This is a genomic window from Allobosea sp. GW821-FHT10B12 (genome assembly GCF_059415545.1).
The window spans coordinates 165,729-180,758 of record NZ_JBWKNL010000004.1; the positions used below are offsets into that span (position 1 = coordinate 165,729).

A 15,030-nucleotide genomic window follows, 5' to 3' on the forward strand; every position below is an offset into this window, starting at 1 on the left:
GCCACCCCTGAAACCCAGACGAGGCCCAGCCTTTCCGTCCTGAAGCCCGAAAACAGTCTCAAATCATCTGATGGCGGACAATGGCGCAGCGCGGCTTCCCATCGCCCGCCGGCATGTTCTAACTGTGGCATGCCGCATGAGCCCGCCACGCAGACCACCGCCGAGACCGCCGAAGCCGACCTGGCCGCCGAGGGCCTGAAGCCTGATGACGGGCGCTATTCGGCTTTTGCGCCGTTGCGCCAGCCGATCTTCCGTGCGGTCTGGATCGCAAGCCTTGCCTCGAACTTCGGCGGCCTCGTCCAGATGGTCGGCGCCGCCTGGCTGATGACCTCGCTTTCCAATTCGCCGGACATGGTCGCGCTCGTCCAGGCCTCGACCGCGCTGCCGGTGATGCTGTTCTCGCTTGCTGCCGGCGCGATCGCGGACAACTACGACCGCCGCCGCATCCTGCTGACGGCGCAGGGCTTCATGCTCGCCGTTTCGATCATGCTGGCGGTCTTCGCCTGGTACGGGCTGCTCTCGCCCTGGCTGCTCCTGACCTTCACCTTCCTGCTCGGTTGCGGCAACGCGCTCAACAACCCGGCCTGGCAGTCCTCGGTCGGCGACATGGTGCCGCGCCCCGAAGTGCCGGCAGCGGTGACGCTGAACAGCGTCGCCTTCAACATCGCTCGCAGCGTCGGCCCGGCGATCGGCGGCGCCATCGTCGCCGCCTTCGGTGCGGTCGCAGCCTTCGTCGTCAACGCCTTCAGCTATATCGGCCTGCTCGTCGTGCTGGCCCGCTGGCAGCCGCCGCGCGTCGAGCGCGTGCTGCCGCGCGAGACGTTCTTGATCGCGATGAGCGCCGGTCTCCGCTACGTCGCGATGTCGCCCAATATCCGCGCCGTCATCCTGCGCGCCTTCCTCTTCGGCTTCGGCGGCGTCGTCGGTCTCGCTTTGATGCCGCTGGTCGCGCGCGATCTCGTGCGCGGCGGCCCGCTGACATACGGCATCCTGCTGGGGGCCTTCGGCGCCGGCGCGGTCGCAGGAGCCTTCGTCAGCGCCCGGCTGCGCCGGCGCTTCAGCACCGAGACCCTGGTGCGCCTGACCTTCCTGGCCTATGCGGCCGCGGCCCTGGTGGTGGGACTGAGCCCGACCCTATGGCTCACCATGCCGGCGCTTGCCGTCGGCGGCGCCTGCTGGGTGCTGGCGCTCTCGACCTTCAATTCGACGGTGCAGCTATCGGCGCCGCGCTGGGTGGTGGGACGCGCGCTGGCGCTCTACCAGATGGCGGCCTTCGGCGGCATGGCCGCGGGCAGCTGGGCCTGGGGCTGGGTCACCCTGCATTCCGGCCCGGCCGGCGGCCTCGTCGCAGCGGCGGTCGCACTCGTCTTCGGCGCGGCCGTCGGGCTGCACTATCAGCTGCCGCCGCTCGAGGCGCTCAATCTCGATCCGCTCGGCCGCTGGCGAAAGCCCGAGGTCGCGGTCGATATCGAGCCGCGCAGCGGCCCGGTCTTCGTCACCATCGAGTGGCGGATCAGGCAGGAGGATGTGGTCGAGTTCCTGAAGGCGATGGAGGAACGCCGGCGCATCCGCCGCCGCGACGGCGCGCGCCACTGGTCGCTGCTGCGCGACCTGACCGATGCCGAGCTCTGGATCGAGCGCTATGACAGCCCGACCTGGGTCGAATATGTCCGCCAGGCCCAGCGCGTCACCCAGGCGGACGCCGAAATCGGCGACCGGGTCAGGGGCCTGCACATCGGGCCCGAGCCGCCGGTGGTGCATCGCATGGTCGAGCGCCAGACCGGCGCGCTGCCGCGCGAGGTGCTGCGCGCGACCCAGCAGGCGCAGGCGTCGCCCTGAGGCGGCGCCAAATCTGCTCAATATCCCGACCACGCGCGAAGGAGACCTCTTATGTGGTTGCTGCGCGCTCGGCGTGGGCCGGTACGGGACATTTTGGAGCCTTGTCGCGCGTCAAACTCCCCGAGCGTACGTCGGTCAGCCGTTGTCAGGCTCGGTTGAGTGGCGTCCCCTTGGAATTCCAGCGGGTCAGAGCGCCTTCTGCGCCGCGTCCAATGCAGCCTTGAACTCCTTGGCCAACGCGGCAGCCTCCTTGGCCACCGCTTGAAAATCGTTCCAGTTGAGTTTCGCTCTGGCGAGTTTCTCGTGAGCCTTCAGCAGGTCGTCCAGGCTCTTGCGTTCGGCAGCGAAGACACCCCGCTTGCCCTTCAGCGTCTCGAGCTTGAGGAAGAACGCTTCGAACAAAGTGTTCATCTCGGCCGCGGTGACCGAGTGATCCGAGTAGATCAGCCGCAACCGGTTCCGCTCGCACTCTTCCCAGGTAACGATCTCCGCGTTGATCTGCTCATTGCTCGACAGGAGCCGCCGCTTGAGATCCTCGACGACCACAATAAGCTTCGGATGCGTTCTTTCTGCTTGTTGGGTGATCCTCCTCATGTCCTCCACGAGCTGATACTGGTTGAGGGCTTTTGAGAAGACGGTCACGAATGGTTTGATTACGTCGATCAGGCCCGAATATTGAGCCCCTAGCGGTATGGATTTTGCCTGATCAAGAGCTCCGTTCAGCTCTTCGGCGTATTTGAGATAGTTGATGTTGTCACTCAAATACCCATTCAGCGTCTCCACATAGGCGACGACGATCTTGTCGTAGGCCTCCTTCCTGTCCTGGCTCTTTTTGACCTCCTTTTCCGCCGTCGTCGGGCAGCTTTTGGCTGATACCGGTTCGGTGGGCCTGTGAGACAGGAAATCGTGGGACAGGCTGGTAAATCTCTGCTCCGAATAGACCTGCGCCGTGAATGAAGCAGTCGCTCCCCCAGCCGCGGCGGCCGTGGTCGCCGCGGTACCGAAATTCTGCTGACTGGCGCTGACCGTGCAGCCACATAGGAAGGCCAGCGCAGAGACGCTCGCCGGCAAAGAAGATTTGTTCATGCCACCCCCCATTTTGCGAAATGCGCCGTCATGTCAGGACATGACGGGTTCCCTTCCTCCGCCGGACTGATTTGCCGGCCTGGTCACGGATCGTCCGGTTCAGCTGCTGCCCTTCCCGACCGGCCCGGCAGCGCGGATGTTGACGAAGCGCTTCAGCGTGTCGAACCAGAAGGGCGCGCCGATGATCGCGGCGAGCGCGGTCAGCAGCCAGCCCATCACGGCGAGGGCGAGCGCCGTCAGCTCCGGTTTGGGCGCCACCGCGGTGCTCCAGCCGATCGGCACGCGCGCGCGCTCGAGCTCCTGGACCATCTCGCCACGCAAAGCCTCGCGCTTTTCACGGTCTTCGAGGCTCGTCTGCTTGAGCCTCTCCTGATGCCCTTGAAGGCTTTCGGCGAGCGCGGCACGAGCCTCCGGCTCACCGGCCAGAAAAGCGCCCACCTTCAGCGCGTCGAGGTTGCCGAGGGCAGCGATGCCGAACCCGAGGAGAAAGAGCATCCACTGAGCGCGGCGCTTGTAGAGGCCCGAGAGTCGATCCATGACACCGTCGAACCAGTCGCCGATAGCCTTGTCGAAGGCTTCGAGATCGTCGCTCGCCTGCTCCGCGAGCAGACGCAGTGCGCGCTTGACCTGCGAGCCGTCATTGCCCAGTTCCCGAGCCGCTGCGATGGCCGCCTCGCCTGCACGCCCGGTGAGATAGAGATCCTTCGCCGCCTTGGTGAAGACGTCGCGGGGGATATAGGACGGACCGCCCTTGTCGCCGCGGGTGTTCAGCGCCGCGACCAGCGGATGATCGAAGAATGCCTTTGCCGCGCCGCTGCCTTCGGTTTCGCCGCCCCCAGCCTTCAGCATCTCGTCGATCTTCTTGCGCAGATCCTTGGCGCGCAGGTCGAGCCGCTGGGCGATGGCTTCCTGCAAGGCGGTCACGATCAGAGACGCGACGAGGAAGAAGGCGATCATGCCGATCGCGAAATCGAGAAGTGGGTTCGAGATCGTCATGGCTGCGGCTCCGGGCAGTCTGGATTGCTTCACAAGGGCAGGCGGTCATCTCCGAGGACCACGCCAGCGAAGCGCTCTTCGTCCTGCAGGGTTCGGATGCTCCGCTTCACGCTGGCAATGCGCGTCCCGTTGCCCGACGCGCCAATGGCGGCGAGGGCGGCAAGCCGATCGGCCAGCGTGCCCAAAGCGAGCGCCGCCTTGATCTGGTCCGTCGTGCCGCGGCCCTGATGGCGGATATCCGACACCCAGATCGCCAGCCGCGGGTCCTTTCCGGCCAGATTGAACGTGCTGGCCTGTGCCTTGACCTTACGTCGCAGAATGGCGAGAGCCACCCGGACGGAGGCCGCCACCGCCTCGGGATCGTTCAATAGCCAGTGCATGAGCCTGGCGCCGTTCAGCGCCTCGATCTCACCGGCATTGAGCGTGTCCGGGTTGAGATAACTCATGAAGCCGACGATCTGGTCCTCGAACCTGCCATTGGGCCTGAGCACATTGGTGACGACCTCGAGCGACCTGAGCGCTCCGCCTTCCCGGCGGTGCACCTTGCCGCTTTTCAAGGTCAGGTCCGGGAAGTAGCTGGCGGCCGCCGGCAGCGTCAGCAGCTCGCGGAACAGCAGGATCAGGTTGTCACCCGGCGTATGCGCCGCGAGCTGATAGAAGCCGAAGGTGAAGCGGGCCCGATCATAGGTGTTGATCAGCAGGTGATGTCCGCCGGCGCTTTCGGCCACCACGGTCGGCCAGATGAAATGGGCCCACAGGCCGTTCTCGGCCTCGGCCTCGAACCTGTCGTAGTGCAGCGCCGGAATCTCATCGAGGACCCGGGTCTGGTAGAGGCCGCGATGGCTGCCGTCGCCGTCGCTGAACGATACAGTCTGGCCGACCAGGAAGGTCGTGGGTTCCGGCCCGTCATGGCTCGCCCGCCAGCGCGTGCCCCTGGTCTGCGGATTGCCGTCGTTGACGATCGAGAAATCGGGCATGGCCGCCCCCTTCTGCAAACTCTCCGGAGCGCCGGCCGCGATCGCTCGCGGTCGGCCGGCGTGATGGTGCGAGCCCGCTATTTCAGGGTCTCGATGATGCTGATGAAGTGGTTGGGCACCGGCTGGCGAACCTTGCCGGTCGACGCCAGGCGGACGATGCGGCGACCGACCGTGTCGTTCTCGTTGCCGCCGATCGTCAGGAGATAGCGTCCCTGGGCGTCGGTGCCTGTCTCGATGACCACTGCCGAATGAGACGGATAGCTCGCATGGCTGCTCGCATGCGCGAAGTCGAAGTCGTTGCCGCCGCGATTGTTCTGCAGGATGTCGCCGATCTTCGGGGCATAGTCCTCGATGCGGCGGCCCTTGAACAAGGCGGCGGAATCGTCGGCCTGGGCGATGGCGCGATGCACGAAGACCGAATGCTGCGCCGAAAAGCGGAATTCGGTGGCGCTGGCGCCGGCGCTCTTGACGCACCAGGACACGAAGACCGCCGACCAGGCCGTACCGACCCCGGGAAAATCGAGGCCGATCCCCTCCCAGTATTTCTTGATCTGATTACGTAGGGGCAGGTCGGTTTCGTGATGATCCCGAAACCTCACATGCTGGTCGGTCGCGATTGCCGCGAGCTTGTTCTGAAATGGTGTGGGCATCGCTGGAACTCCTCGATGGTTGAGGCGTGAGGCAGGCAGGACCAGGCCGGACCGGCCTGGGCTTTGCCCGGTGGGCGACGACGCCATGGCCGGATTTGGTCAGGCGTCGTCCGACTTCTTCGGCGGGATGTCCGGTGCGGTGGCCGCTGCCGTGCGCGGTCGCACATCGCTCTCGCCGACACGGTCAGCGAGAGCGACAAGCCAGCCGATCACCCAGCGCTCGTCTGGCGTGAGAACAGCCTTGCCGGCCACGCGGGCGGCAGTGGCCCTGAACTCCTGCCAACGCAGGTGGAAATCAGCGACATCGCGCACCTCGGCTGCACGGGTCGGAGTTCTCGCCATGTCGCCACCTTGCGTCTCGGTTTGCTCATGACGCAATGTAACCAGCGGTGCATTCGCTGGCGCGTGAAGAAAGTGTGAAGTCACTTTCTGCCGAAATCTGTTTGATGCTAGGTTTTCGCCGGGGAATATGGGCGGCGTTTGACAATGTCCGGCAAGGTCATCGAAATCAGTCTGTTTGGCGCGTGCTCCATTCGGGGGCTGGGTGCCGACGCATTCGAGATCACCGGCAGCAAACATCGCGCCCTGCTGGCCCTGCTGGCGACCGCGCCTTTCGGGCGGCGAACACGCAGCTTCCTGCAGGAAACGCTCTGGGGTGTCGCCTGCTACGACACCGGGCGGCAAAGCTTGCGCAGGGCGCTCGCTGACATCAAGCAGGTGATGGGAGACAGCTACGGCAAGGTTTTGTCGAGCACGAACTCAGACGTAACACTTGACCTCAGCGTGGTTTCCTTCGTCGGCGCCCCGGGGATCGGCGAATTTCTCGAAGGGCTGGACATCCGCGAGACCGGTTTCGTGCAATGGCTGGCCGGCATCCGCCAGAATGCGGCGCAGCTCGAAGGCCTGTTCGGTCACCGCCGGCACAGCATCCTGCCCGCCCCGCTGCCGGTTGTGGCGGTCCTGCCGTTCCGGGCTATCGGCCCCGATCCGCATGACGCGATTCTCGGCGATTGGCTGGCCGAGGAGGTCTGCCGCTCTCTCAGCCGTTCGAAGCTGCTGGCGGTCATCTCGCATCTGTCGAGCCGACAGTTCGTCAAGACCGGCTTCGACCTCGCCGGCGTCGAATCCGTGCTGCAGGCGCATTTCTGCCTGGCGGGGAGCCTGCGCCGAATCGATGGAAAGCTGGTCCTGGACCTCGATTTCGTCGACGTCAGCTCGAGCCGTATTCTGTTCACACGGCAGATCGCCTACGCGGCCGAGGATTTCCTCGGCCTGTCGGCAGCCGGGATCGGCGTCGTGGTCAAAGCCGTCGGAGCCGCGATCGCCGACGAGGCGATCGGCCACAGCGTCGGGCATGTCCCATCGCAGATCGCCGATCATCGCCTGCTCGTCGCCGGCGTCGGCCTGATGCACCGCACGACATTGCGGGATTTCGCCCGCGCCCGCGAGCTGATCGAGGAGGCGTTGCGCCGCGCGCCGCAGGTTCCGGAAATCCATGCCTGGCTCAGCCGGTGGTATATCTATGGCATCTTCAATGGTTGGAGCAGCAACACCGACCGCGAAAAGCAACTCGCCCTCGACCATTCGGCGCGTGCGCTTGATCTCAGCCCCGACAACGCCTTCTGCCTGACGATCGATGGCATCGCCCATAGCAACCTTCTACGCCGTCTCGATATTGCCGAGCAGCGCTACGACCAGGCGCTGTCCGCCAATCCGAACGAAGCGCTGTGCTGGCTCTTGAAAGGAGCCCTGCACACATTCCGCAACGAAGGAGACCAGGCGGTACGAGCCTCCGAAACGGCCCGTTCGCTCTCGCCGATCGATCCGTTTGGCTATTATTACGACGCTCATACGGCGGGGGCCTATCTCTCGATCGGCGACTACGAACGCGCCCTGGAGCTCGCGGAGGGTTCGCTTCGCAAGAACAATCGCCATCTCTCGACACTAAGGATTCTTCTTTTTGCGGCCTACTACGCCAACAAGATGGAGAAATTCAAGGTCGCAGCGCAAGATCTGATGCGTCGACAGCCAAATTTTACTGTACTCGAATACATGAATACTCACCCATCCGCCGATTCCGAAATGGGAAAGAGGATGGAAAAAGCTTTGATTGCTGCGAAAATACCGCGAGGGGGGCGACATGTCGATCTTTGACAACATGGACAATATGGACAACATGAGCAACCTCGGCGGCCTCGGCAGCTTTGCCGGCGGCAGCGGTTCGGACTCGATGTTGGCGACCGGCCTGATGCTCAGCGCCCAGACCCTGTTCGGGCACGCCGCCGATACCGACGATCCTCTCGATCTCGGCAAAGTGCAGCTGTCGCATCACCTGGTGGCCGGGCCGCAACGCAATCTGGCGCGCTGGTATCCCCGTGTTCGCGCCTCGCTCTACCTCAGTGACTTCCTGCGCGACCTCGACTGGACCGCGAGCTATGAGCCGGCCGCTTCCCAAGGTGAGATCGCATTGTCCTATCGCAAGCGCGAGGGAACCGCAGGGGCGAGCCCGTTCTATATCGTGAAGCGCCCCACCATGGCGGTGTTCGCCGCCCAGCTCGAGCAAATGCGCAACTATATGGACCAGCGCGCCGAACGCGCGGTCGAGATCCTCAATCAGGTCGCGCTGCCACCGGACTATTTCGGCTCGATCCTCGGCCTGACGGCACGCAACCGGCGGACGCTGGAGCTGAAGAGTATCGCCGTGGTGTTGGCGAGCCACGTCGTAATGGTCGCGAAGCATCATCTCGCCTGCCGCCGGCCGGGCGATATCGGCGCGCGCGTCCTGCCGATGCTGCCGACGCCGGATCATGGTTCCTTCCCGAGCGGGCATGCCACCGAAGCCTTCGCCGTCGCGACTGTCCTGTCGGGGCTGGTCAAGTCCGAGGTCGGCAGCAAGCATTTCCCGGCGGGCGAGAAGCTCGTCGCCCTGCTGCACAAGCAGGCGGAACGTATCGCCGTCAATCGCACCGTCGCCGGCGTCCATTATCCGATCGACAGCTGGGCCGGCGCGGCGCTTGGCGTTGCTGTCGGCCAGATCATCCTGGCGAAATGCGGCGAGCCGTCGGCCAGGCCGGTGCGCTATGCCTACGATGCCAAGCCCGGCAGCAATTTTCTGCTGCGCGATTTTCTCGATGATACCCTGGCCGCCAACCAGGGGCTGACCGCAACCCGAGAGGCGTTCTCGGTGGACGTCAGCCCGGTCTTCCAGTGGCTCTGGAGCGAGGTCAAGGCCGAGTTCGCGACGGCCTAGGCCACGGACTCCAGGCGCAATCCTAAAACGACGAAGTGCATCAGGAGGCCATGATGGCGACCGACACGCTCGCCCGGCTGGACGGGCCCTACGAGTCCTGGGTTTTCGGCGATGAAGGGCAGTCCTATGCCAGCCCTCATGGAAAGCTGGCCGGCGCCTCGTTCGTCAGCGCTCTCGCCGAGCTGCCAGCGACGCATCAGCTCTTCAAAACGGCGAAGCCGCTGGTGATCAACAAGTTGGGCACGGCCCATCGCCCGACCATCTGGCGTGACGGCGCCACGCTCGAGGCGGCAGGTGGTACCGCCTTCCTGCCGCTCATCTTCGAACCGATCGCCAGTACCGAGCGATCGCTTGCTCTCGCCGACCTTCGTCTGTTCATGCTCGGAGTCGCCAATTTTCCGATCCCGCCCTTCGTCGAGGTCGCACCCAAGCCTCACCATGGCTTCCGGCTCAACGCACCCCTGCCACCGGAAACCTTCGACCGGTCCTTCGCCGAGGCGGAGATAAGGCGCGAGCCGACATTGCGGCCGAATGCCCGCCTCAAGACGGAGCTCGCGCGCGGCGGCCACGCGGGCGCGCCGCTGGTGATCATGGCCGTCATCGACGACGGTCTTGCCTATGCCCATCCGGCGCTGCGCGACGCCGGGAACGAGCCGCGCATGGAGTTCTGCTGGCTGCAATCGGCCGAGATCGCCGGCCAGGCGGACAATCGCACCGTCCTCTTCGGCCGCGAGCATACCCGCGAGACGCTGGCGGACTTGCTGAAGCGGGAAGGCGACGACGAGGATGCCTTCTATCGCGCGGCCGGCTCGATTCGACGCAATGGTATGGCACAACCCGTCCTCGGCCTGAACGCGCACGGCGCTCACGTGCTGCATCTGGCCGCCGGCTCCTGGGGCGAGGACACCACATCCGCCGAACTGGATCGTATCCGTCTGATCGGCGTCGAACTGCCGGCGCCGATCGTGATGGACTCCGTCGGCTTCGGCAAGGACGCCTACATCCTCAGTGCCTTCCACTACATCTTCGACCGCGCCGACAAGATCGCGGAAGCTTACGGCACCGGACCGCTGCCGCTGGTGATCAACTTCAGCTTCGGCTTCACCGGCGGCCCGCATGACGGCAATGACCGGCTCGAGGACGCGATCGGCGCCCTCATTCGAGCCCGCAGACAGGAGACGAATGCGTCGACAGAGCTGGTGATGCCCTCCGGCAATCAGTTTCTCGGCGCGTTGCATGCGGAAATCTCGGCCGAAAATCGGCAGGAAGACGATCGCTTCAGCATCCCATGGCGCATCCAGCCCAATGATCGGACGGCCAACTACCTCGAAATCTGGTATCCGGCCGAAGTGGAGGGCAACTCCGGCGCGATACCCGAGCCGCCGCGCATCACCGGACCGGGGGGCATCCGCTGGCGCGCCGACATGGTCGAAGCGAGTACGACCCAGACGCCACCGCAGACGTTGTGGCCGCTTGCGATCGACGGGCGGACCTATGGCCAGGTGAGCATCGACAAGTTCCGCGAGGCCCGCTGGCGCGTCATGGTCATCCTCGCGCCGACAGAAACCGCCGGAACAACGCCGGGCGGCGCGCCCGCGGGGCTGTGGCGCGTCGATATCGATGCCAGCCATGCGCGAGGAGAGGGCAGGATCATCTCATGCCGCATCCAGCGCGACCGCAACATCGCCCACCCGTTGCATCACGGTCGCCAAAGTTATTTCGACCATCCGAAAGACCCGGTGTTCGCGCAGGATGGCCGCCGGCAGCAGGATGACCAGAACGCCAAGTTCACGCGTCGCTTTGGCAGTCTGAACGGCCTGGCGACCCGTGACGAGGTCATCGTGGTGGGGGGCGTCGTTGCCCACTCGGCCGCCGGTCCGGATCTGCCGGCGCCCTATAGCGCCGCGGGCACCCTCAGATCGTCATCCGGCAAGAAGGTGACTTGCGCCGCCGCCTCCGACCACTCCCCGGTTATGCCCGGCATCCGCGCGGCCGGAACCCGCAGCGGATCGATAGGCCGGCTGTCGGGAACCAGCGCGGCGGCGCCGCAAGTCGCCCGTGCGCGCGCGCTTCGCCTGCTGCGGGGGGGAGGCAACACATCCAAGACCGGCAATAGCCTGCAGCAACAGGACATCACCGCCAAGCTCGACCTGAAACCCCGGCCTGCCTCTTCCGATCAGATGCGGCAATCCGGCGAGGATCCGCTACATGGGCGGATCGGCGCGGGGGTCCTCGACGCCAGGATACCCGACTGATCAGGCGCCTGCTGCTGCGGGACGACGACCGGGACATCTCAGCGCGACGTCGCCTCCGGGAAAAGCGCCGCATCGGCCGGCCGAGGACACAGAAGCTGATCGGCAGCCAGGAAACCCCGGAGGCCGTTGACCACCTTCAGCCCTTCACCGACTCCGTGTCGTCTTCCGGCGTCTTGGTTGGGGCCGCAGTGCGCGCTGCCGGCTTGGCCTTGCCGCCGCGCAGCATGTCCCAGCTGTTCGGCTGGCTGACCGACCGGCGCAGATAGGCAATAGTCGCCGAAGCCTCGGCCGGGCTCATGTCCTGACGGGCAAGCTGCTCGGCTTCCTGGAAACGACCTTGCAGGCCCAGCACCAGAACGAGGTTCTGACGCACCCTGGCATCGCTGCCGGGAATGGCGGCGGCTTCGCGCAGGACACGTTCGGCCTGCGGCAATTGCTTGGACAACGCCAGCGACAGGCCGAGATTGGACATCACGGTCGGTTCGTTCGGCGCCAGCTTCAGCGCGGTCGCATAGATCTGCTGGGCGCGGTCGTGCTCGCCGAGCTGGTCCGCGACGGTGCCTTGCGCGGACAGGATCCGCCAATCGGGTTTTTCCGGCAGATGGGCGCTGCTCAACACCTCGTCGGCCTGCTTGAGCCGACCGTTGTCGGCGAGCGAGCGGCCATAGGCGCCGAGAAGCTCGCGATCTTCGGTATGGACCAGCACGGCCCCCTGCAGAACCGCGAGCGCCTGGGCATTCTTGTCGAGCGCGCGCAGGGCACGGGCGTAGAAGAAGGCGGCGTTGCGGTCCTTGGGATTCGCCTCATAGCGGGGGCCCCACTCCGCTTCCTCGCCGCGCCACTGCGCTTCGGTGCGCGGCTGGGTCTGCCGGGTGCCGATCGAGCCGGTGACGTCGCCGGGGCCGCCGCGCATCTGACAGGCGCCGAGCGCCAGACAGAGAGCCGAGATCGCAACGAGATGGCCGAAACGGGATGCGCGGATGCGGATGGACACGGCCGGATAGCCTCGCCGGTACGGGAAAACTGTCATCCGCGGTGATAAAACGTTAACCCTAACGGACTGTTAATCATGCGGGTCGGCGCTGGCCTTGCATGCTGTCGCCTGCAATTCCGTCATTCGAGGTCGTCGATCGTGCATCCGTTGCTGCTGCCTGCCGGAACCTCAGCCATCCCCGTCCATTGTGTCGCCAAGGCCGATTGGCCGGCTCTGCGCGACGGTCTGGCGCCGGTGGCGCGCAGCTTCGCGCAGGCGCAAGCTTTCGAGGCCCGGCCGGGCCAGCACGTCCTGCTGCCTGACGCTGCCGGCGCGCTCTCGGCCGTGCTGCTCGGGGTCGATCCGACCGGGTCGCGCCGCCGTGATCCGTTCGCGCCCGGGCGCCTTGCCACGACCTTGCCAGCTGGCGACTACGCTCTGGCGGGCGATATCGGCGAGCCCGTTCTCGCGGCGCTCGGCTGGCTCCTCACCGCCTATCGCTTCGAGCGCTATCGCAAGCCGAAGCCGGTCACTGCGCGGCTCGTCCTGCCCGAAGGCGTCGATGGCGACGAGCTGACCAATCTTGCTGAGGCGAGCACGCTGGCGCGCGACCTCGTCAACACCTCCGCCGCCGATCTCGGCCCGGCCGAGATCGAGTCGGCCGTGCGCGCCCTTGGCGAGACCTATGGAGCCGAGGTCAGCAGTACCGTCGGTGACGATCTGCTTGCGGCCAATTTTCCGATGATCCATGCCGTCGGCCGGGCCTCGACCCGCGCGCCGCGGCTGATCGATCTGCGCTGGGGCAAGGAAGGCGATCCCAAGTTGACCCTGGTCGGCAAAGGCGTCGCCTTCGACACCGGCGGGCTCAATCTCAAGACCGATGCCGGCATGTTGCTGATGAAGAAGGACATGGGCGGCGCGGCGGCGGCGATCGCGGCGGCGCGGATGATCATGCAGGCCAAGCTGAAGGTCCGCCTGCGCCTGCTGGTGCCGGCGGTGGAGAACGTCGTTTCCGGTTCCTCCTTCCGCCCTGGCGACGTGTTGCAGAGCCGGAAAGGCCTGACCGTCGAGATCGGCAACACCGACGCCGAGGGCAGGCTCATCCTCGCTGATGCGCTGGCGCTCGCCGACGAGGAGTCGCCCGAATTGCTGGTCGATTTCGCGACGCTGACCGGCGCCGCGCGCGTCGCGCTCGGGCCCGATCTGCCGCCCTTCTACACCCATGATGATGGGCTCGCCGCCGAGATCACCCGCTTGGGCACGCTCGTGAACGACCCGGTCTGGCGCATGCCGCTCTGGCCGCCCTATGACGGAATGCTCGATTCCAAGATCGCCGACCTCAACAACGTCTCCGGCGGTGCCTTCGCCGGCTCGGTGACGGCCGCGCTCTTCCTCAATCGTTTCGTCGAGAAGAGCCGCTCCTATGCCCATTTCGACATCTATGGCTGGAATCCCTCGACCAAGCCGGGGCGTCCCGAGGGCGGCGAGTGCCAGGCGGCGCGACTGACATATGCGCTGGCGAAGCAGTTCTACGGCGCCCGTTAAGCCTGCCCTGCGACTTCGGTTGCACGGGCGCGGCGGTGCGATAATGATACGGCCCCGTAACGATCGGGGGCGGCATGGCGCTGGAGATCAAGCCGACGCAGGCGCTCAAGCTCTGGCGCGAGGTTCATCTCGACCTGGTGCGCGATACCCAGTCCGACCTTTCGGTTCGCCAGACCGCGATCCTGCTGACCATCTATCTGGAGCTGCCGCCGCACACCGTGCGCGGGCTCGCGGCGCGCCTCGGCGTCACCAAGCCGGTGATCACCCGCGCCCTCGACAGCATGGGCAAGCTCGGCCTCGTCAGCCGCAAGCGCGACGAGTTCGACAAGCGCAATGTGGTCATTCAGCGGACCGTCGCGGGCGCCCTGGCGGTCGAGCATCTCGCCGATCTCGTCACGGCGCGGGCCCGCGAGCTCGGCCCGGCCTGAATAGAGCCTCTGGCGTTCTTAAAGGGGTGCAAGTCGTCCCGGACAAGCGGCGAAGCCGCGCCGATCCGGGACCCATGCCTGAACCGTTCCGGCATGGGTCCCGGGTCTGCGCTTCGCTTCGCCCGGGACGACTCGCGCATTTCTTCAAGGGGCGACAGCGAATACACTGCCGCTATGAGCACGAATCTCGACCGCCGCCTCACTCCCGCCCGCCCGGACCTCGCCGCCCGTCATCTCGACGGCAAGGTCGAGGCGCTGGTCTTCGCCGATCCGATCCCGATGCGGGTGGTCACACCCTCGGCGGCGCTGCGGCGCGAGCCGCGGCCGGATGCGCCGCTCGATACCGAGGCGCTCGCCGGCGAGGCCGTCCGAGTCTACGAGCAACACGAGGGCTGGGCCTGGGGGCAACTCGTCGGCGATTCCTATGTCGGCTACCTGCCCGAGGACTGCCTGGCGGGCGACGCAGCTGTGCCGACGCATCGCGTCTGCGCGCTGCGGACCTTCGTTTACCCCGGACCCTCGATCAAACTGCCACCGCTGGAGGCGCTGTCGATCAATGCCGGGCTGGCGGTCACCGGCGAGAGCGGCGATTTCTTCACCACCGCGCGTGGCGGCCACATCTTCAAGCAGCATCTTGTCCCACGCGATCGGCACGAGCCGGATTTCGTCGCCGTCGCCGAGCGCTTCCTCAATGCGCCCTATTTCTGGGGCGGCAAGACCAGCCTCGGCCTCGACTGCTCGGCCCTCGTCCAGCTCTCGCTTGCGGCTGCGGGTGTGGCCGCCCCGCGCGATTCCGACATGCAGGAGCGGGGCCTCGGCGAGGCCGTCGCCTTCGATGACGGTCTGGATGGCCTGCGCCGCGGCGACCTCGTCTTCTGGAAGGGCCATGTCGGCATCATGACCGACCCGGAGACGCTGCTGCACGCCACCGCCTTCACGATGAGCGTGATCAGCGAGCCCCTGCGCCCGGCGCGTGACCGCATCCTCGCCCGCAACGGCGGGCCGATCACCGCAATCCGGCGGTTATAGGC

Annotated in this window: 13 protein-coding genes; 7 read left to right on the forward strand and 6 right to left on the reverse strand. The window is 65.9% G+C overall.

Annotation, left to right across the window (positions count from 1 at the left end; all coding sequences use genetic code 11):
- Positions 1 to 129: 129 nt before the first annotated feature.
- Positions 130 to 1,839, forward strand: coding sequence for an MFS transporter (locus AC07O0_RS15425; protein WP_494624555.1), 1,710 nt, complete (start codon positions 130 to 132; stop codon positions 1,837 to 1,839).
- 186 nt (positions 1,840 to 2,025) lie between these two features.
- On the opposite strand, the gene AC07O0_RS15430 is transcribed toward AC07O0_RS15425, so the two are convergent.
- The 5 genes from AC07O0_RS15430 to AC07O0_RS15450 form a co-directional block, all read right to left on the reverse strand.
- Positions 2,026 to 2,925: a hypothetical protein gene (locus tag AC07O0_RS15430; RefSeq protein WP_494624557.1), complete on the reverse strand. Its 900-nt coding sequence runs from the start codon at positions 2,923 to 2,925 to the stop codon at positions 2,026 to 2,028.
- A 99-nt stretch (positions 2,926 to 3,024) separates the two neighbouring features.
- Positions 3,025 to 3,921 (reverse strand): hypothetical protein, encoded by an 897-nt coding sequence (locus tag AC07O0_RS15435; protein WP_494624559.1) that lies wholly within the window; start codon positions 3,919 to 3,921, stop codon positions 3,025 to 3,027.
- A gap of 29 nt (positions 3,922 to 3,950) precedes the next feature.
- Complete coding sequence (locus AC07O0_RS15440; protein ID WP_494624561.1) at positions 3,951 to 4,898, reverse strand: hypothetical protein; 948 nt, start codon at positions 4,896 to 4,898, stop codon at positions 3,951 to 3,953.
- 77 nt (positions 4,899 to 4,975) lie between these two features.
- The gene (locus AC07O0_RS15445) at positions 4,976 to 5,548 is read right to left on the reverse strand and encodes a DUF2272 domain-containing protein (protein WP_494624563.1); all 573 of its coding nucleotides are present in this window, start codon (positions 5,546 to 5,548) and stop codon (positions 4,976 to 4,978) included.
- 99 nt (positions 5,549 to 5,647) lie between these two features.
- The gene (locus tag AC07O0_RS15450) at positions 5,648 to 5,890 is read right to left on the reverse strand and encodes a hypothetical protein (RefSeq protein ID WP_494624565.1); all 243 of its coding nucleotides are present in this window, start codon (positions 5,888 to 5,890) and stop codon (positions 5,648 to 5,650) included.
- Positions 5,891 to 6,034: 144 nt separating this feature from the next.
- Between AC07O0_RS15450 and AC07O0_RS15455 the strand changes: the two genes are divergently transcribed.
- Genes AC07O0_RS15455 through AC07O0_RS15465 form a run of 3 tightly spaced genes read left to right on the forward strand, consistent with a single transcriptional unit; the run spans position 6,035 to position 11,053 of the window.
- Entirely contained in the window at positions 6,035 to 7,702 is a 1,668-nt protein-coding gene (locus tag AC07O0_RS15455) for a hypothetical protein (RefSeq protein ID WP_494624567.1), read from the forward strand.
- The gene (locus AC07O0_RS15460) at positions 7,689 to 8,798 is read left to right on the forward strand and encodes a phosphatase PAP2 family protein (protein ID WP_494624569.1); all 1,110 of its coding nucleotides are present in this window, start codon (positions 7,689 to 7,691) and stop codon (positions 8,796 to 8,798) included. Before AC07O0_RS15455 ends, AC07O0_RS15460 begins: the two co-directional genes overlap by 14 nt.
- A 53-nt stretch (positions 8,799 to 8,851) precedes the next feature.
- Complete coding sequence (locus AC07O0_RS15465; protein ID WP_494624571.1) at positions 8,852 to 11,053, forward strand: S8/S53 family peptidase; 2,202 nt, start codon at positions 8,852 to 8,854, stop codon at positions 11,051 to 11,053.
- A 136-nt stretch (positions 11,054 to 11,189) separates the two neighbouring features.
- On the opposite strand, the gene AC07O0_RS15470 is transcribed toward AC07O0_RS15465, so the two are convergent.
- On the reverse strand, positions 11,190 to 12,047 hold the full coding sequence (locus tag AC07O0_RS15470) for a tetratricopeptide repeat protein (RefSeq protein WP_494624573.1): 858 nt from the start codon (positions 12,045 to 12,047) through the stop codon (positions 11,190 to 11,192).
- A 138-nt stretch (positions 12,048 to 12,185) separates the two neighbouring features.
- On the opposite strand from AC07O0_RS15470, the gene AC07O0_RS15475 reads away from it, so the two are divergent.
- From AC07O0_RS15475 to AC07O0_RS15485, 3 genes are all read left to right on the forward strand, one after another.
- Positions 12,186 to 13,571, forward strand: a complete 1,386-nt coding sequence (locus AC07O0_RS15475; protein ID WP_494624575.1) for a leucyl aminopeptidase family protein — start codon at positions 12,186 to 12,188, stop codon at positions 13,569 to 13,571.
- A 74-nt stretch (positions 13,572 to 13,645) separates the two neighbouring features.
- Positions 13,646 to 13,999 (forward strand): MarR family winged helix-turn-helix transcriptional regulator, encoded by a 354-nt coding sequence (locus AC07O0_RS15480; protein WP_126114561.1) that lies wholly within the window; start codon positions 13,646 to 13,648, stop codon positions 13,997 to 13,999.
- A gap of 174 nt (positions 14,000 to 14,173) precedes the next feature.
- On the forward strand, positions 14,174 to 15,028 hold the full coding sequence (locus tag AC07O0_RS15485; RefSeq protein ID WP_494624578.1) for a C40 family peptidase: 855 nt from the start codon (positions 14,174 to 14,176) through the stop codon (positions 15,026 to 15,028).
- The last annotated feature ends 2 nt before the right edge of the window (positions 15,029 to 15,030 follow it).